The sequence below is a fragment of the Peribacillus sp. R9-11 genome, assembly GCF_031345095.1.
In the GTDB taxonomy this organism is placed as follows: Bacteria; Bacillota; Bacilli; order Bacillales; family DSM-1321; genus Peribacillus; species Peribacillus butanolivorans.
Map to the genome: position 1 here is coordinate 5,404,744 of NZ_CP133763.1, position 19,677 is coordinate 5,424,420.

9 protein-coding genes are annotated in these 19,677 nt (G+C 37.5%); 2 read left to right on the plus strand and 7 right to left on the minus strand.

The window, feature by feature from the left end:
* Window positions 1-271: 271 nt before the first annotated feature.
* On the plus strand, window positions 272-1,702 hold the full coding sequence (locus RE409_RS26305; RefSeq protein WP_201222626.1) for an alkaline phosphatase: 1,431 nt from the start codon (window positions 272-274) through the stop codon (window positions 1,700-1,702).
* A 317-nt stretch (window positions 1,703-2,019) separates the two neighbouring features.
* On the opposite strand, the gene RE409_RS26310 is transcribed toward RE409_RS26305, so the two are convergent.
* From RE409_RS26310 to RE409_RS26335, 6 genes are all read right to left on the minus strand, one after another.
* Entirely contained in the window at window positions 2,020-4,107 is a 2,088-nt protein-coding gene (locus RE409_RS26310) for a SpoIID/LytB domain-containing protein (protein WP_201222624.1), read from the minus strand.
* A 415-nt stretch (window positions 4,108-4,522) separates the two neighbouring features.
* Window positions 4,523-9,061, minus strand: a complete 4,539-nt coding sequence (locus RE409_RS26315) for an endonuclease (protein WP_201222622.1) — start codon at window positions 9,059-9,061, stop codon at window positions 4,523-4,525.
* A 77-nt stretch (window positions 9,062-9,138) separates the two neighbouring features.
* Window positions 9,139-12,435 carry a 5'-nucleotidase C-terminal domain-containing protein gene (locus RE409_RS26320; protein WP_309558297.1) on the minus strand — a complete coding sequence of 1,099 codons (3,297 nt, stop codon included), beginning with the start codon at window positions 12,433-12,435 and terminating at the stop codon, window positions 9,139-9,141.
* Window positions 12,436-12,861: 426 nt separating this feature from the next.
* A complete protein-coding gene (locus RE409_RS26325) occupies window positions 12,862-14,868 on the minus strand; it encodes a penicillin-binding transpeptidase domain-containing protein (protein ID WP_201222618.1) in 2,007 nt (668 codons plus the stop codon).
* A gap of 156 nt (window positions 14,869-15,024) precedes the next feature.
* A complete protein-coding gene (locus RE409_RS26330) occupies window positions 15,025-16,464 on the minus strand; it encodes a hypothetical protein (RefSeq protein WP_201222616.1) in 1,440 nt (479 codons plus the stop codon).
* 644 nt (window positions 16,465-17,108) lie between these two features.
* Window positions 17,109-17,426 (minus strand): hypothetical protein, encoded by a 318-nt coding sequence (locus RE409_RS26335; RefSeq protein WP_053348526.1) that lies wholly within the window; start codon window positions 17,424-17,426, stop codon window positions 17,109-17,111.
* Window positions 17,427-17,968: 542 nt separating this feature from the next.
* Between RE409_RS26335 and RE409_RS26340 the strand changes: the two genes are divergently transcribed.
* Window positions 17,969-18,862, plus strand: coding sequence for a helix-turn-helix domain-containing protein (locus tag RE409_RS26340; protein WP_053348525.1), 894 nt, complete (start codon window positions 17,969-17,971; stop codon window positions 18,860-18,862).
* Between the two features lie 235 nt (window positions 18,863-19,097).
* Here the strand turns inward: RE409_RS26340 and RE409_RS26345 are convergent, their stop codons facing one another.
* On the minus strand, window positions 19,098-19,646 hold the full coding sequence (locus RE409_RS26345; protein WP_201250242.1) for an REP-associated tyrosine transposase: 549 nt from the start codon (window positions 19,644-19,646) through the stop codon (window positions 19,098-19,100).
* Window positions 19,647-19,677 lie beyond the last annotated feature (31 nt).

The window sequence follows — 19,677 nt, forward strand, 5'->3', positions numbered from 1 at the left end:
ATCATATATAGGTATATATTGAACTTTTATCAATGATTACCTATCCATAGCAAATAGCAGTGTGAAAGGATTTTTTCAATTTTTGTAAGACCCTCGTAACAGGAATTTCCGCTGCTTTATCCCAGGCTGTAATCTGGTTCAAACCTGGACGAAATGTAAATCATGCAGATATATCCACATATAAGATTAAACCCTTCCTGATATTAAGGAAGAGTTTTTTTATGGATTTCAACAAATAATATAAAGACTTACACCAAATGGAGGATTACATATGAATAAGACAACTAGAAAATTCATTCATAAACCTAGACGACCTTATCAATTTGGACTACTCGTTCTCTTCTGCCTTATTGGCTTAACATCTCCTATTCAGGCAGAATCGCAAAACACTCCGAAAAATGTCATTTTGTTAATTGGTGATGGCATGGGGTTGGGTGCAATAGACATTGCCAGGCAATTTGAATATGGAAAAACGGGAATTTTACATTTGGAAAAGTTAGAGCATGTCGCTCTGATGCGTACTTATTCCGCTAATAATTTTGTCACTGACTCGGCTGCTGGGGGTTCAGCGATTGCCACAGGTGTCAAAACCAACAATGAATCAATCGGTGTAGATTCAAATGGTTCTGAAGTAGACAGTGTACTGGATGCCTTTCAAATGAGCGGAAAAAAAGTCGGAATTATCTCAACCAATATGGTTGTCGATGCCACCCCTGCTGCTTTCGGTGCCAGTGTATCAAACCGCTGGACAGGTGGCGCACATATCGCGAGACAACTCTTTGATAATCGTATCGATGTTATTCTTGGCGGTGGAGCCAGTTATTTCGGAGCGGATAAGCAAAATGGTGTAGATTTAGTCGCTAAATTTAAAGAAGCTGGCTATAGGGTTACGGCTAATAAGCAAGAACTTGATTCGGTTCAAAAATCAGAAAAACTTCTGGGACTGTTTCACCCTACTTATATGAATTTCAAGCTTGATAAAGAAGAATTTCATTCACAGGAGCCATCACTACCCGAAATGACAACCAAAGCAATCGAAATTTTGTCTAAGGGTGATAATGGATTCTTTTTAATGACTGAAGGTGCACGAATTGACCATACGGAGCATGCTGCGGATATCACTGGGATATGGAAGGAAACAATCGAATTTGATCAAACTGTAAAAGAGGTTGTAGACTGGGCTAAGAACAGAAATGATACCCTGATTGTAGTGCTTGCAGACCATGAAACAATGGGGACCTCTGCTTCTGAAACAATGGATATCAGTGCATTGAAAAGGATCAACGTTTCTTCTGAATATATGTCCAAGCAACTTACTTTCGATAAAAATAATGAAATCAATCCCGAAAGTGTCGGTTCCGTATTCAAAAAGTATGCTCATATATCTCTTACAAATAAAGAGGTCCATCAATTCATTGATAACGTAAGAAAGAATAGAACCCTTGTCTATCCACAACATCAAATAGATTGGGAAATCGGAAGCACAATTGCCAACTATTATAAAGCAGGAGTAGCTGACCGCAGCGTACGGGCAGCCAGTTCCACCGGAGGACATACCGCCAATATGATTCCTGTTTTTGCAACGGGCCCAGGCAGTGAAGCCTTTGATGGAGTCATTGATAATACAGATATATCGCAAATCATCACAAAAGCCGCCCGGGTACCATTTACACCTGGCCAGCATCAAACAAAAGAGGAATGAATTTATTCATACCTCTTTTCAGATATTCTACTGTGTCAAAAGATAGATTTTTTCGGAATTCAAGAGAAATTCTGCGGATAAATATTTCTGCTGTGCCTATCGCAACATTAATCGTTAGATCCTGTTTATATTGTGTTAAGAACCTAGTCCAGATTTTTTCCAGACCTTAAATTGAATGTTTCGACCCACTTTTTGAAAGGTAAATTTTTTGAATGTCAGATTTGTCGCTCTACTGGCTAAGATCCCTCGAATCCGCTACTATAAAACCATCTTATTCAAAAAGACGCCATATAGTTTAAATATGGCGTCTTAAGTAGTTACTTTTTCACATATTCTTTTGAAACATACCCGATTTGGCTTCCATTCTTTATTTTATACCAATTTCCTTGTTGGGCCAGAATCGTCACAGTTTGGTTTTTCTTTAGCTTTCCGACGATTTTAGAAGATGTATTTGTTTTCTCTCTAATATTAAGTACGCTAGCCGTCACTTTTCCGGTTGTCTTCTTGATAGAGATTTTCTTTGAAACCGTTCTTTGATTATTACTTGCATCCTTGGCAGTGATCGTCACTGTATACGTACCGTTGGACACATTTTTAAAGTTCCAGGTAGCTGATTGACTACCTTTCTTTAGCGATTTCGTATCGGTCGGGGTGGCTATCACTTTATCTTTACTGTTCTTGACTTGCACCGTAACTTTAGCTGCTTCGCTTATGGTATACGTAATGCTTGCTTTTTCTGTACTGTAATTTCCTGATGTATCAATACTCGTGATATTCGGTGCCGTTATATCCTTATTTACTTTAAACGCTTGTGTTACAGTACCTTTATTTCCGTCTCTATCAGTTGCGGTAATTTCCGCTGTGTAGTTTCCATTACTTACGGCTTTCGTGTTCCAGGCAGCCACCTGACTTCCCTTCTTCATAGATTTCCTACTAATTGGGGTGGCTATCACCTTGCTATTTTTATCTTTAATCGTGAGGGATACGGTAGCATCTTCATCAATAGCATACGTGAAGTTGACCTTACTATTTAGATAATCTTCCTTAGCCTTCACGCTCGTTATTCTTGGTGCCGTTTTATCTTTATTCACAACAGGATCAGTTTCAGATCCAGTCGCAGCGTTACTATATTCCCTCACTATACTTGTGTTCGGATAATAAAATTCTAAAATCCCCTGATATGTTTGACCCGCTTCTGCTCTGTGTTTTGCTCCATACTGACTTAGTCCAACTCCATGGCCGTATCCAGATCCATCAATTTTAATCTTGGCTGGATCCGTTGATGTTGAATTATCAACTAGATAACTCTTCATATTACCCAGTCCCACCATAGCCCGGATTTTTGAAGCCGCAACATTCGTAAGGGTGACATTTTGCTGTACTAATTTCCCCTTATCATCGGTAAGATCCTTCACATAAAAGTTCAGCTGGATCGAGCCTTTTGTAACCCTGCCTCCAGATGTTTTATCCGTTAAGGTTAGAACAGGAATTTCCGTTATTTTTATTTCCTTTTTGGCATATCCATTACTTTGAAGCCAAGTCTTCAGATTAGGAATAATCGTTTTGTCCTTTTCTTGTACGCTTGTCCACCAATCTTCCGGATTTGATACATCGAGATTCGTTAAATCGATTTGCTTTTTATCCAAGGCTATCATCCACTTTAATTTCGGGTCATATGAATCTTCTTTAATAGACAAATAAGCAAGAGGCTCTCCACTTGTCCAAACATTAGAATTTAATTCAGTCATCCCGCCATTGCTCGAAGAAAAGAGTGCTTCGATTAATTTCCCATCATGCTTGATTACCATACCCGTTGTCTGTTCCACGGCTAAACTAGAGTGGGAGTGACCCTCAGCCCCTCCATATACCTGGTAAGAAACCGTATCATTAATTACCGTAGATTGATAGCGAAGTGCATAAGTACGGGCCGCAATTGCCTGTGCTTTTACGGCTTCAATATGCCATAATGCCGGCATTTCCCTTGGAACCACGCCCTTTAGATAATCTTCAATATATACATGATTGATAGGTCGAATATACTTGCCTTCAACTGTAAATTCCAAAGAACCGGGATACGGACGGTTATTAATGGAAAGTAGAGAATCTTGTTTAACAGGAGTTACCATCATGGAAGAGAATAACCCTTTCTTCTGGGAGTTTTTGTACACCACGAGTTTTCCTGACTCTACTTTCACAGTCAGCTCTTCACCTGCCTTGATAAATACCTCTTTATCAGAAGTTTGATAGTCCCCTGTTGCCGTTAGTGTGACACTTGTTTGGTTTCCTAAGAAATTTTCCAGTTTCACTTTCATCGATGTATACTCTTCGGCTGCCTCTGCTTCATGTGCAGGTAATGTAGAAAAAATGATAAAGAAAGCAATAAAAAGATACTTCAAACTTCTCATTCTAGTTCATCCTCATTTCTTTACCAACCTCTAGATTGATATTCAAAAGATTTCTATATTAATATTGACCCATTTATTAGTCACAACAATTTTACTTTGACATCAACTATGGCTCTTGCGACATTGTACATTGCGATATTTAGTGTAATAGCAATCATAAATATGCTTCTTCATTTTCTGCAAATCTATTTGAATAGCAAACTGTATTTTTCTGATAGAATTCATCATCACCCCAGGTGGGGAGTACTTAATTAACTTTTTATCTCTAAGAATTTGGAGCTTCTTTTAATATACAGAATAGCGAGATGCATAAGAGAGTAACTGATTTTACTTAACGAGAAAAAAATTTAATATCGCTGAGCTCATACGTATAAAAAAACCTCACCGTATTGACGATGAGCTGTGCAAAAATATATCAGCTTGCTTTTTTAATATCTTGTATTTTCTCAGCTTTCCAGATTTCGTTTGCCCACTCAGGGTGGTCAACAAAAGGATTGCGATTATGCTGCCATCTTTCATATATCACATCGTTTCGACGGCGTTCAAAATCATCAACTGGGTCTAATTCATTCCACTCTAATAGAGTGGAAAATTTTCCATGCAATGCTTTGGGATAGGTATTAACTGTATCTGACAGCTCTAAATCAATTTCTCCGTTATCTCCTTCATAGCGGACAGCCATATAGAATATCATTCTCGCAACATCACCTTTAACACTGTTAGGTGGTTCCCAAGAGTCAGTATCATAATAACATTCACATCCACTATATTTTTTGCCGCCATTATCAAAATCAAGATGTCCCCTAACACTATTTACGGTAACATCCTCGGGGCGTAAATGATGAATATCTGTTCCTGGTCCTACACTGGTACCAAAGTCACCATGGGATTTTGCCCAGACATGCTCACGATTCCATTGACCGTTGCCTCCACCATTATTCGACTTTGCCACAGACTTACCAGAGTAAAGTAAAATGACATTGTTTGGATTTTTAGGATCTTCGTCTGTATCTTTGAGTGCATCCCAAACCTTTGCGTATGTCAATTTCGTTTGTGACTTAATAATAGTATGCAATGACGTCTTTAATTCAGACCCGGTCTTACCTTCAGCTTTTTGATAATAGGGTTCAAGCTGATCGTCGGCAGTAACGTTTACTGAGAAAGTAGCAATTGTTTTCGATTCCCACTTGTCTCTTGCAGTGACAGCAACAATATAGGAACCTTTTTTACTAGTTGGAATTGTTAGTATGGACCCTGAGACCGTACCAATTGTTGTGGAATAAGAAAGAGCATCGCTATCTGGATCTGAAAAATGATTGTTTAAGTTTAAACTTACATCTTCTCCAACTTTCACGGAGAGATTATCGATAGTCTTTATTATTACTGGAGGACGATTTTCTTTTGGAATAAAAGGAGAAGCGATCGCTTCTCCTTTTGCATTATAGAATTTTATACCAGAAACATCTATACCTTCTTTAAAAATCCATTTTTGAACATTTTCTGCTCCCCTGATTTCTTTTACATTACTGTTATCAATCAACACTTCCTTGACTTCGGCACCTGAGAAATCAATGACAGTTTCCTTTTTTACTGGACTGATTATGATTTTCGTTTTCTTCAGACCTTCACCAGATAGGGTCGTATCTGTCTTCAGCCAGATTCCTTCTTTGATATTCGAAGTCGCATCAAGTTTGACCAATGAATTAGGTGTTTCAACAACCAATTTTTTTGTTGTGAATCCAACCAAGTCATATACTTTTTGTGGCTGTGGTGTTTGTGTTGGTTTTAATTCTGTTTGAATCAGGACTGGATCATGGTCACTCGCGCGGCCATCAGCTTCTGTAAAGGATGAATTAATATGGACGATATTCACCTTAGTTTCTGCTGCAATATTATTAGAAACAAGAATATGATCCAGAACTTGAGAATTGCCTTGGTACGTATAAGAATATCTTTCTTCAAAAGGAACCTTCTCCACCATGTTTGTTAATTCACTGCCTTTTAATGCAGTTAGTGTCTTAGAAAATTCAAAGTCATTGAAATCTCCTAGTAAAACAACATTTGCATTAGCATCTTTTGATTTAATATCCTTAACAAAGCTGTTAACAATACTTGCAATCTTAAGACGTTGAACTTCACTTTTTAATTCTGGCGGCTGATTTTTCCCAAATAGAGGCTGATCTCCACCCTTCGAATTAAAGTGATTGGCAACCACAATAACACTTTCACCGTTGAATTCAAATTGGGCTGCTAACGGCTTCCTGCTTGAAGCAAATGCTGCATTTGTCGGATCGATTCGGCCTGGGTTTAATGTAAGCTTGCCATCGTTAAAGCCGACAGACTCTGTAGCTTTTCCCTTTGTTCCTTCAGTAAGCGAAACAGTACCTTTTTTATATAAGAAACCTACTCGGATATTCCCACCTGGTGCTCCACCATCTTGCTTATCTTCTGGAGCTATATCAGTAAATAGATACTCTGGTCCACCTTCTGCTTGAATCTTGGCAACCAGCTTTTTAAAGCTTTCAGTCGCATCTGTAGTACCACTATCAGCCTCACCATCATTATCCTGCATTTCTGTTAAACCGATAATATCTGGCGTCTTCAGGTTCTGTACAATGGCTTTAGCTAATTTCGTTAGTTTTTCATTGTCAGTTTTAGTTGAGAAATTCTCCACATTATAAGAGGCAACTGTCAGCTTCTTCGCATCCGGTTCAATAGAAGTAACTTCACGCTTCGTTCCCCCATCTTGTAGTTCAGGTAGCTTATCCTTACTTGTCAACACTTTAAAGTTACTATAACCGTAGCTTACAACACCCGTAATACTTCCATTAAAACTATCACCCGTTTTCGCTACATATTTATCGTTATCAAATTTCAGATGAATTCTTTCTGGGTGGGTATCTGTTTCTGTAAACTTGACTCCACCAGCAGAAGTAGAAGTTTCCATGTTCTTAGGAATAACAACAACTTCCCCATACTCCTGTGGTGCCACAACCTTCGGACTATCAAGCTGAACAAGCATTCCCTCTAAACTTTCGTAAAAATCAATCCCGTCAACTGCTGGATTAAAAACAGTCAATCCATCACTATCAATCTTCCCTGTTGGCGGGGTACGGTCTTTGCCAATTACAATTGGGTCAGGTAAAGCCTGTCCATTTTTTTCAACCGTAATAGCGGATGCACTAATTTCTGTTACAGGAAGATCCGTTGTTGCTTTTTCGGAATATCCCTCCATCACAAACTCTTTTACCGTTCCGCTTACTTTGACCACATCGCCAATCTTAACGCCATTAGCACTTTTGTAAACAAGAATTCCCTCTGAAGTGTCTATATCATTATCAGGCTTTTGATCCTGAATAAAGAAATTATTATTATCAATCGTGGATACGACAATACCCTCTATATCTGTTACATTTTGATTTAAATATGGAGAAGTATGTCCAGCTCCTTGAATATCATGAATTCGGACATCACCTTTTGAAATAGTGTAAGTAAAAGTCGAAATGTTACCATCCGTTAAGCCACTTTTTACCGCAAAAGTTTTTAATGTCGTAGCTTCATTGATTGTAATTGGTTTGGTATAGACAGCGCTGCTTTTCGTAGGCTCCTGTCCGTCTGTTGTATAATAGATTGTTGCATCAGCTGTTCCTGAGGTCAGTGTGACAGTTTCACCTGCTTTAATAAATCCTGTACCAGGTGTTGCAACTACAGTTTGTACTTTATTTGCATCTTGGATAATATCAAGTGTACTTCTTGGAATTAATTGATATACGCCTTTATATGATCCCAATACACCTGTAATTGAATCATATGTTGTACCGGCTGAAAGAAGGGTTGCATCTTGAGGGCGTAATGTAAGGGACTCTCCCTCCCCATCTTTTCCAATAAAGGTTCCGTTTGAAACAGACTCAACTGTTACATCTTTCACCGTTACAAGCTTAGCTTCCTTGCTCTCTTCAAATTGAGCAGCAGTCAATTTTTCTGCAACAGGAATACTTTCTTTTTTAAGAATAGTTACATCTGCTTTTTGAACATTTAACTCTAAGAGTGTATTATAATCAGCTAGCGTTCCTTTTGCGCTGATTTTATCTCCTGCCTCAACAGCTAGGTCTGAACCATAAATAACAATCCCTGCTGTGTCATCCTGGATATAGACTGTATTATTCGTGCCTGATGTAAAAACTGCCGTAACGACTCCAGAAGTAAGGGCTGAACTGCCAATGGTCATTTTTCTTACTTCGGCTATTGATTTAAGTGATATAATTTTATATTCAAACGATGCTATATCGCTATTATCCAAACCTGATGCTAAAGCAATTGCTTTAATTGTCATGTCTTTTGTAATAGTTATCGATTCTGTATATTGAGTGCTTGAACTCGTAGGAGTTGAACCATCAATTGTATAATAAATGGTTGCATTTTCAGTACCTGAGGAGAGCGATACTTTTGTTCCAGCTATCACCCCGCCAGCAGCTACACTGGCTTTGACAGCTTCTGCTTTATTAGGAGAAGTTTCTTCTATGAAGTTCGCCGCAGATAAATCTTTTAGGCCCGGTACTGAGAAATAGGCTGTGAGAGTTCCGGTGAAAAGCACCTTCTTACCCAAATTACCCGGATTTGTCTTTAGTCCGTAAGTAGCCCGATAAGTACCGCTATTTTTCAATTCTACCGGTATTATTTTACTTGGGTCTGTTTCGTCAGGAGAATCGGCAATCGCTAGATTTGTATCTCCTGCAAATTTTGCCGGGTCTTTAGTATATTTGTTTGTTCCTGTTGTATACCCCACGATATATCCCTGCACAGTAGCAGTTCCCGAGTTATTAGCAATCGCCTCTGCAACAGTAATTGGCTCTGCAGCTTTCGTAACGATAGAATTCATTGGTGCAAAAAAGCTTAATATCAATGTGAAAATTAGAATAAGGTTTATCTTTATTTTCCAATTCTTTCTTTTCATTGAACACTCTCCATAATTAATATATTTAGCAAAGGAAAGCCTCCAGCAAAGCCGCTAGAAGGCCTTCCATAAAACTATTAGTCTATGAAATATGTGTTACCAAGAACAGTTACATTTTTAAGAACTACCTTATCAGCGTCAGTGCCCTTCAAGTGAAGATTTCCTGTGATTATAGCATTTTCGAGACTAGATACTCCTGTTATATCGACTACTATACTGCCTTTATGAGTTTTAGGGTCCTCTGCTGTACCATTGAACTCACTTGCTTTCACTTCTGTTTTAGCTTCATCGATGATACGTCCTTCAAGAGCTGGGGCAATTTTTTGGTCTTTCTGTACTTTGATATAATCTTGCAATACTTCCCAATCAACAAAGCCTAGCTCACTTACACGTCCTTCGCTGTATGCTTTTGCAAACATTGTGTAACCATCACCGCCTTTAGCAGTGAAAATATTTGTAGCAACCTGATAATTTTCATCATCTTTTAATTCTTCAAACATTCCATCTTTATAAACTTCCACATTTTGCACTCGAGATCCGGTGGCTTTTGTGTGGTCATATGTGACCCTTAGTCCGGAAACCTGCAGAAAACCGCCAAATGCAGCAGGAGCATCCTTCACGCTTAATTCAAGGGCAGATTTAATCTCTGAACCTTTTAAATCCATTACTCCCAATGAGTTACCAAAAGGAAGAATCTCAAAAATGTTTGCTAATGTAATGTTTCCAGCCTTAATTGTTGTACGAACTCCGCCTCCATTTTGAAGGGCAATAACTGTACCTGGTTTGTATTGTTGTGCTTTTGCAAGCATTCCGTCTGCAATAAAGTCACCCAGATTCGTTTCCCCTGTACGTGCTGCCGGATTTCCACCAATTAAGTCTACATCAGCAATGCCCACTACAAATTTCTGCATATCGTCGACCGCTGGCTTGTATTTAGTATTAAGGATATTTAAGGCTTCCTCATCATCTTTAATAACATAGGATTTATCTGCATTTTGTTTATTTAAATCTATTAACTTACCATCATTAGCAATAACCTTTCCATCTTTATCGAACTCTACATCCAATTGCCCTAGATAATTGCTATATTCATTAGCCTGAACAATGACAGTAGGCTCTGCTCCTGCTTCTGTATTAACAACAGTTGGTTTTTCTAATTTATCATGGGAATGTCCGCCGACAATTACATCAATTCCTTTTACTTTTTCTGCTAGAGTCAAATCGTTATCTCCACCGCCATCATTAAAGCCAAGATGGGTAAGTGCAATGACTTTATTAACGCCTTGTTCTTCTAAGCTATTAACGGTTTGCTGGGATTTTGCAAGATATTCTTCAAACTCAACCCCCGCTCCCGGGCTTGAGATATCTTTTGTTTCAGCAGTTGTAAGACCGAAAATCCCAACCTTTTCCCCATCAATACTCTTCACGATACTGCTGTATATTTCACCGCTTTTTGCTGTTTGTGTGCTTTCTCCCTTAAAGTAAGATTTGAGATACGTATCATTTGAAAAGTTAACATTTGCACTTACAAATGGAAATTTTGCATTTTTAACAAAATCAGCCAACTTTTCTGTACCAAGATCAAATTCATGGTTCCCAAAAGTCATTGCATCATATCCAATTAAATTCATGAACTCAAGATCAGCTTGCCCAGTATATTGGTTGAAATATAGTGTTCCAGAAAAGACATCTCCTGCATCTAAAAGCAAAGAGTTTTTGTTTTCCTTTCTTACTTCTTTAATAGCTGTAATGCGCCTAGCGATATTATCCAAATGTGCATGTGTATCATTTGTATGCATGACTGTTAATTCAAAGTTCTCATTAGTAACAGTAATTGTTTTGGTTGCCGAAGTTTTAGTAGCTTTGTGAATTAATGTTACGTCTATTTGGTCTCCTGCTTTCAGGTCATTCGCTCCATCAACTTTTGTTAATACGAGTTGACCATCAGTGTTTGAAACTTCTTTTGCTCCTTTAACACTTACTTCAACAGTCTCAAGCTTTGTTACATCTTCACCATATTGGTTAACAACCTTATATCCAACGCTAACTTGCCCACCTACAATTGGAGCTTTCTCAGAAAGAATTTCGATACCTTTTACTTTTTCATCTTCTGTTTTAACCGAACCAGAAACTACTTTGCCTTGAACTAAACCAGATACGTTAACAACGTATTCACCTTTTGTAATTTTAGATGTAAGTTCGATTGTTGCTGTTTTCTTGTCTTCGCTGAAAGATACTTTTGAATAGTTAACTTTACGTCCGTCCTTTTTCAACTCAAATAATGCTTTTGTATCATCAACAGCATTGTTGAATTTAACTTCTAAGGTTTTAGAGGTGATCGCACTCACTTTCTCAACTTTAACAGTAGCTTCTTTAACTACAACTGTAATTACTAAGTCTTTTGCTTTGTTACCTTTAGCGTCAGTTGCTGTGTAAGTTACTTTGTATACTCCGGCAACATTAGTATCAATTTTAGTCGCTCCTTTTGGCCCTTTAATTTTGTATGTTACGTACACTTTATTAAGCTTGTCTTCTGCTGTTACTTTAGGAAGCTTGAAATTTTCTCCAATTTCTACTTCGAATTTAACTTCACCTTTGTAAGTGAATTTTGGTGCTTCTTTGTCAGTTGCTTGATCATATTTAGTTTGAACTTTTTTTGCATAGACTTTAATTGCTTTGCCTAAGTCTTTTTTAGTATCTACTTTAATTTTCGAAGCAGTTTTAATTCTATCCGCTGCTGTTTTTGTATCTCCTTTATTCAGCCAGTACTCTGCTTTTTCATAGTAATAGTAAGCTTTGATTTCTCCTTGCAAAGCAGTTTTAGTAGCTGCTGTGAATTGAGCGTAAAGAAGTTTTTCAATTTTCGCACCGTATACAGTGTCTTTAATATTTTTGTCTGTTTTTTTAACAGAAGCATCAAGAGCATTGTATTTATTCTTTACATCTGTTGGCTTTTGAGCAATCGCAGCAGCGTTTAGTTTAGTAAGATCACTTTTAAGCGTTTTTTTAGCTTTTTCAGCTGCTTTGTAGCCTTTTACATAGCCTTCAGCACGTGTGATATATTTTTCGTAACCTTTAAGTTCTTTGTAATAAGCATCTTTCTTAGCTTTGCTATTGCTTGAATTTTTTATTGAATTCTTCACATTCGTGTATTCTTTTTTAGCAGATTTAATTTGTTTTTCAACAGTTGTCACGTTTGCTAATTTTTTAGCGTCGAAGTAAGTGCTAAATGGTTTTTTCATTGCTGCTTTTGCATTTTTAACTTGAGTGGCAATGCTAGTAGACGCCTCTGATTGTATTGGTGCAACAGCAGTGAATGCTGATGCGGCAATTGCAGTTGCCGTTGCTAGTTTAATTGCTTTCTTCTTATTCATATAGAAAGTGTTCTCCCTTCAAATATCTAAAATAGTGCTCTAGGTACTAATAGAGTAAAAAATAACAACGACTTACGAAACAAACAATTCAGCACTAATTAACCCCTTCTCAACTCCTATTTTAAGTACCAATGTTAAAAACTAGTTCTATAAAACTATATAAACACAATATTTTTTGCCAATTTATCCTTGTAAATCTACAATAATACAATTATTTTGAAATTTCTACCTCTTTTATAATAATTTTAAGTTAAAGTTTTTGTTATTACTTCCAATTATCTCTCTATTAATTAACTATAATTTGTGATGATTTATTATTTCATTAACTAATATTTAAAAGAGTTTTGTTTTTATATGTTATCAATTTGTAATAGGAATATAGATACATAAAAAAGGCACCTACTACCAGTAGGTGCCTTTCCTTATTCATTTCAAATATTTCTTCAAGATCGGTTTCATTTGATCGACAGCTAAATGACTCCCGCCGCGTCCTTTTACATCTTCAATCATCCATGCCATAAGAAGTTCTGGATCTTCCGTGTCCATAGCGACGAACCAGCCGTTTTCTGTTCCGTTGGAGTTTTTGGAAGCCTTTATTTCAGCGGTTCCCGTTTTGGCTGCGATTTTGATGCCAAGATCATTTATGCCATGACCGCTTCCCTTAGGATGTTCCACTACTTGTGTCAACATCTTAGTGATCTGATTCGCTTGATCAGCTGATATGACTTTTTCTTTCCATATTTTCTTTTCAGTTTTATTGCCTGTTATTAACGAAGGCTTAAGGATGTTTCCTTCATTTAAGAATGCTGAGTACGTCATAGCCAAATGAAGCGTACTCATTTGAACTTGCGCTTGACCATATCCAGCATCTGCCAGGCGCCCTTCACTGTCGACTTTACCAATGCTCGATGCTTTGATCGGGTAGTCGTAGTCCAATGCATCATCAAAGCCAAATGCTTTGAGTCCACTTGTGAATTTGTCCTTACCTAGGCCAAGTGCTTTTTGGGCAAAATAAATATTATCTGAATAAATTAACGCTTTTTCCATATCGATTGCTACACCGGGATCAGCGACTCTTGTGATGGAATGGTCTTTCCAAGTCGACTTGGCCCACGTTTTCCCTTGGATATTGATTGACTCATTCGGATCCACACCATTTTTCAAAGCTATCGCCGCAGTTATTGCCTTAATAGTTGAACCAGGTGCAAAGGTTGAACTGAATCGATTCAGAAGCGGCTTATCCGGATCTTCTTCAAGCGCTTTTTGTTCGGCTTTTGTTATTCCGAATATATATTTGTTTGGATCAAATGACGGGCTTGAGACAAGCGCCAGTGTTTCGCCGGTCTTTGGGTCAAGTGCTGTAGCTGACCCTGCTTCTTTTTCGTATTGCTTAAAGATATCCTTTTGAAGTTCAGCGTCAATGGTTAATGTAATTGTTTCTCCTTCTTCAGCTGGCTTTTCAGCTATGACTTTTTCTTCGCCATTTTCTGTCTTAATATAGATTTTACCGCCTGGCTTTCCTTTCAGACGTTCTTCTAAAATTTCCTCGAGACCACGCTTGCCGATAACGTCACTTGCGGTATAGCCCTTGCCTTTCAATCTTTCCAGGTCTTCCGCTGACGCCTCACCGACATATCCGATTAGGTGGGCAGTAGCATCTTTATAGGGATATATACGATCCTCTGTATTATTGACCGAGACCCCAGCAATGCTTAACAGTTTTTCCAAGGTTGCGGTGTTATCGGATGACATTTTCTTGATAGGCACAAAATAGCTAGGCTGCACCCATGATTGGTTCAATTTCTGATTCACTTCATCCGTAGACATGTTGAGAATTCCAGCAACCTTCTTAACAGTCTCAGTTTCATTGGCCATTTTCTCTGGTACGATTCCTATTTCTGCAACGTTACCATTCATTGCAAGACCACGTTCATTTCGATCAACAATTTCCCCGCGTATTGCAGGGTACGATTCAACTGAAATTTTTTCATTAGCTTCTAATTCAGGGAAGATATAGCTTTCATCCCACTTGACGTACCAATTTTCTTCCTTATCTCCCTCTTCTTTGACAAGGGTTGCCTTATGATCAGAGCTAATCGCTCCCGCCATTGTTTCCATATCAACTGTATAGGCAAGATTTACTTTTTTTGCATCTTTATGATTTTTTTCTTCTTTTGGCTTTTTATAGTCCACTTTTAATTGGTCGACCTCAATGCCCTTATAGATTTTTTCATAGCGCTTCGCAAATTCATCTGCACTGACTTTTTCCTTTGTATCAGATGACAGATACTCATACATCTTCGTATAATCCTGTTTATTCCAAAGCTTCGTGTAAGCCGAAAAGCGCTCTTCTGGACTAGGCTCATCCGAGCAGCCTGCCAAAAACAATACGCTCATCAACAAAAAGCTGGAAACTAATGCTAGTTTCTTCATGATTTCCTCCTATTGAATAGTTAGAATGGTATACATATAGTTTATCAAAATATTAGAGAAATGGGGGAATTTGTATGACTAATTTCTTCATTTTACTAATTTCCCGTGTTTATGCTAAAGCAAAAGTCCTGTACCTAAGTACAGGACTCCTACAAATTAAAGCATTTTCTTTTTTCGACTCCTTTTCTCTTGCAGCCATTTTTTCAGGAAGAAAAAGCCCAATAAACTGGAAATAACAAGACCAGTTGTCGTTACAAAGACGGCCACCCATTCATATATGGTGTAATTCATATACTCTTTCCATGTTAATTTCCCTTTCCAATCTTCAATATATAGATTCATCCCGAAAATTCCGGAGATAACGGTGTAAATCGTGAGGATTTGCAAGAGATAATTACTGCTTTTCCCAGCTAGTTTATCCTGATTCTGATAGAGGTAGGAAAGTGTTTCTTTTACTTCTTTATAAAGCGGGGCAATCCTAAAGGTTTCATCCGTCATTTTAAATAGCTCTTTCCCAGTGGCCGTACTGTTGACTTCGGTAAATAAGTATTTTGCGGAAAACTCAGTGATCATGAAGATTAGCTGTTCTGTACTTGTTTGGTCTTTTTCCACATCAATTCGGGAGTGTTCATGAGCCAATTTCAGAAGGACTATTTTATAATAGAAGTAAAGCAACACCGCATAAAAGTGCTGACCGTACATTTCGCTCGCAAGTTGCTGTTCCATCTTGCCTGTCGCTTTCGTGACACAGGCAAAATGATACACGCTTGTTACATAATAGGTTTCCTTCGCCCACCTGTCATACACCCTTTCCTGATAATACCGTTCGATGTAATCTGGATTTGTTGCACCGATATAGGGTTCACCATCACTATCATACCCATTCAGATCACTGGCACGGTACAAATCATTTTTAGAAATATTACGATACTCTGGGAGTGCAATATAGCTAATTACATACATTCTTTCATCGATAAAAAAAGGTAAGCTTCCGAAATAAGACGGATCGGCTTGTTCTTCGTCCATATACTCTTCCAGCGGTGGAAGTAACTCTTTAAAGATAAAATCCTTCACCTGTTTATATTCATTTTTACTACAGCCGATTTTCGTTTTCTCTTCGTCATCGGCAATTGGCTCGAGGATTCGGAACGTGTCGCCAAAATAGAGCACATCATTGTATGAAAGCCCCTCTGGCAACGTAACACGGAGATTCATCATGCCAATATGAAATGGGCATATAAAGATATCAATTGAGTTAATAATAAAAGGGGTATTTAAATACGGTGATTCGAAGGTGCACCCAACATCCAGTTTTTTTGTAAAACGTCGCAATCCTTCCTTCTGCTTTGAACTGCTTGGAAACAAAATCGGCTCAATGTACGGCATAAAGTATTTTTCTAATTTACGGTGTAAAACTTTGTGGTCTCCGTAAAATCCACCTTGCTGATTCATATCTTTCAAGTTCAAAAATACGAAATTGTCCTCTAGCAAATTTTTCACAAAAGTTTCAATCTTATTTCCCCCAAGTGTGAATGGAAAGATGAACTGCTGAAAGGAACGCTTCGTAAGATCATTTTTATTATTTATCACATCCATCATCTATTCCTCCGCTTAAACCGGGATGGCCCAGGTTTAAATCATCTTGTTTCTTATATCTACCCAGGCATACAAAAACAAAACGAAACATATTGTAAAAATAAAGTGGACAAAGTATCCGCCAACAAAAAAAAAGATCCCCCAAGCCTGAGCCTGGGGGCCATCGAAGAGAGTCTTTCAACTCTCCTCACTTTAGGGTACTAGAAACTGATGTTTCTAATGAAAATCCGATATTCGGAACATTTTAGCATTTATTTTCAGTAGAATAAAACACGAAAATACACCTTATTTAAGCATTACAGCCTATTAGATGGTAATAAATTCTATTATACTGAGATTTTCAGACAAAAATATAACTATAGGAATATTTAAGTTTTCCCGACCCTATCTTTTATATACGGTCCTACTTATCCGTTAAATTCACGTTTTAGATGAAATGAAAAAGGGTAAAAACCCAGAAAAGGAGCGGCATCATGAAATCCAATAACAACAAACATCAATTCAAATTATTTGAAAAAAATACCTCAAAGCCAAGTGATAGAAAACGAATGAGTGACTTCATGAAAAAAGTGAAAATGAAAGCTCAAAAATCTCAATTAAACAGTAAAAACTCATGACACACAAATGCCATGAGTTTTTACTGTTTAAAATGCAATTTCATTTCCCAGATGGTTGTGCCTTACGCACTTTTTGATACCGATTACGTCCAAAAAATGTTGAATTTTCTTCATAGATGTTGCCTGATATTCATCTACTATAGAAAATTCTTTAATATAAGCGATTTTTTCCTGTATATCTGTATCTATATTATCTTGGTTGTATCCTTTTTCGTTTGATTTTTTGCATGTGTATACCACAGCTTCACCGATCTTTTTGGTTGCCTTATCAAAATAAAAAGAAAACACAATGGCACATTCTTCATCGTAAAAAGAGGGTTGAACTTTCATATTAATATCAATCATTAACCTTACACCTCTCTCCGTTTTGTTATTTATACTATAACAAAATTAATAAAAGGAAATAGGCGTTCCAAACTACGCTTACGTTTCTTCTACCCGTACCAATTGGACCTTTTATTCCCAATTCGTAGATAATTATAACTAAAGGAATATGCGCAAAAGAATAATCTCCAAAAGAACAAAAAAAAACATCTTCGAATGAAGATGCTAGAAAGAGCAAAATTAAAGTTCAATTCTTATTTATATAAGCCTGGAAGTTCTGCGTATAGGCCTGGTAATTCGTTTGGAACAATTACAAAAGCAGCGATGATAAGAAAAGATACGACTAATGCTTTAGTACTTTTTTTCATAGGTCAATCCTCCTTTTTTACAAAAAAATATTGGTTAAAATAGAAATTAATTCTATAGTTATATTTAACCACACTTCTTAAAATCATATATATCGACTACAGAATCTATTTAAACCGTTAAGGACAGGTACATACAGCTTTTACCGATTTTTCATAACAAAATATAACTCTAGGCATATTTTAAGGAGAATCAAAATGGATTTTTTTGCAGTTGGACAAAAAATAAAAGAACTACGCAAACAAATCGGACTTTCACAGGAAGAGTTAGCATCCGGTATTTGTACACAAGCACAGATTAGCAAGATTGAAAAAGGTGATGTCTATCCCTACGCGTCCACTCTCTATCTAATTTCTCAACGCTTAGGAGTGGATGTGAATTATTTTTTTGATATTGGCATGACCCCTAGACTGGATTACGTAGAAGAAGTGATCCATCAACTAAAAATAGCCAGAAGAACCCGAAATTATGAGGAAATGCAACAAATTGTGAAGACTGAGGAAAACAGTCCACTATTTCTTCAGAACAAAAAGAATCATCAGCTGATTCTTTGGCACAAAGGCATCTATGAATACGAAAAAAATAAAGATCTAGATAAAGCTATTGAATTTATTAAACAAGCCATTGCTATTACTCATACTACGGATAAAATTTATTCGGAACGGGAGCTCGAAATTTTAAGTAGTCTCGGAGTGATGTACGTTGCCGAAGAACAATACGAAAATGCGTTTGCATTGCTTCAGAAGGCACTTGATCATTTGAAAGCCCTTCCTATCCTAACAGATAAGACGCTAAAGACACGTTTATCCTATAATTTTGGTAGAGTGTTAACACGATTAGTCCGATATGAAGAGTCTATTACATGCTGCCGCGATGCGATAAAATGGTGCTTGGAACATGATCAATTATATGCTTTAGCCGATTTACACTACCATTTAGGCTACAACCTTGAACTGGTAGGTAACTATAAAGAAGCAAAAGAATATCTAGAAAAGTCTGCATTTCTCTTCACGTTACAAAAGAATCATACATTTGCTACGTTTATCAACAAAAGACTGGATAGTTGGAAGAATGAAATGAAAATAAACTAAAACTATATTAAAAGGCCATTCCCCACACGGGAATGGCTCTTCACATTTACGAATTCACAAAGCAAATACACAAGCTCTCATGTCCATATTCCAAAACCTGTATTCCTCCATTTCAAATTCCAAGCCAAAATGAAGTATAATAAAGAGATGCTTCAAAAAACCACTCGGGAAATGGGGTCTGACCCCTATCCGATTGCTCGAAAACCCTATACTTTCAAAGGTTTTCTGGTCTTTTTTACAGATGGGAAATAGGGTCTGACCCCCTCATTACGTATTCTTCGTAATTTTGTGGGGTTTGAAAGTAATGAAGGATTTGTGTGGGGTTGACGTGCATGTTTGGTTTCCCTATTTGGAAGGCTTTATAGCTGCTCCACTTATATTCAGCGGGGTTTTTGACGATATTGGCTTTTACAGGGTTTAAATGAATATAACGGCTTGTAGCAGTGAATTGTTCGATTGATTCGATTAAGACGGAATGATAACGGCCTTGGAAAAGGTGTCCATCGTGGTCATGACGCCTATTGAAGGAGATAGCATAGCGGGAGTTCAGCTTATGCATAATATCGCTGATGGGGTGCTGCATCGTTTCGAGGAGAAGATGAACATGATTGGTCATGAGGCAATAGCTATGAAGCTCGAAGAAATATTTTTCTTTCGTTTCCTCTAAATGATGCAGATAACGAAGTCGGTCCTTGTCGTCTAAAAAAATGTTACTGTGGCGATTGCCACGGCTTGTAATATGGTACATCGCACCAGGGTACCATATCCTCGGTTTTCGAGGCATAAAACATCATCCTTTCCTATTCCGGGAAATA

Excerpts from the sequence above, each read along its gene's own strand:
- RE409_RS26305 (WP_201222626.1), top strand. The coding sequence starts at position 272 with ATGAATAAGACAACTAGAAAATTCATTCATAAACCTAGACGACCTTAT.
- RE409_RS26310 (WP_201222624.1), bottom strand. The coding sequence starts at position 4,107 with ATGAGAAGTTTGAAGTATCTTTTTATTGCTTTCTTTATCATTTTTTCT.
- RE409_RS26315 (WP_201222622.1), bottom strand. The coding sequence starts at position 9,061 with ATGAAAAGAAAGAATTGGAAAATAAAGATAAACCTTATTCTAATTTTC.
- RE409_RS26320 (WP_309558297.1), bottom strand. The coding sequence starts at position 12,435 with ATGAATAAGAAGAAAGCAATTAAACTAGCAACGGCAACTGCAATTGCC.
- RE409_RS26325 (WP_201222618.1), bottom strand. The coding sequence starts at position 14,868 with ATGAAGAAACTAGCATTAGTTTCCAGCTTTTTGTTGATGAGCGTATTG.
- RE409_RS26330 (WP_201222616.1), bottom strand. The coding sequence starts at position 16,464 with ATGGATGTGATAAATAATAAAAATGATCTTACGAAGCGTTCCTTTCAG.
- RE409_RS26335 (WP_053348526.1), bottom strand. The coding sequence starts at position 17,426 with ATGATTGATATTAATATGAAAGTTCAACCCTCTTTTTACGATGAAGAA.
- RE409_RS26340 (WP_053348525.1), top strand. The coding sequence starts at position 17,969 with ATGGATTTTTTTGCAGTTGGACAAAAAATAAAAGAACTACGCAAACAA.
- RE409_RS26345 (WP_201250242.1), bottom strand. The coding sequence starts at position 19,646 with ATGCCTCGAAAACCGAGGATATGGTACCCTGGTGCGATGTACCATATT.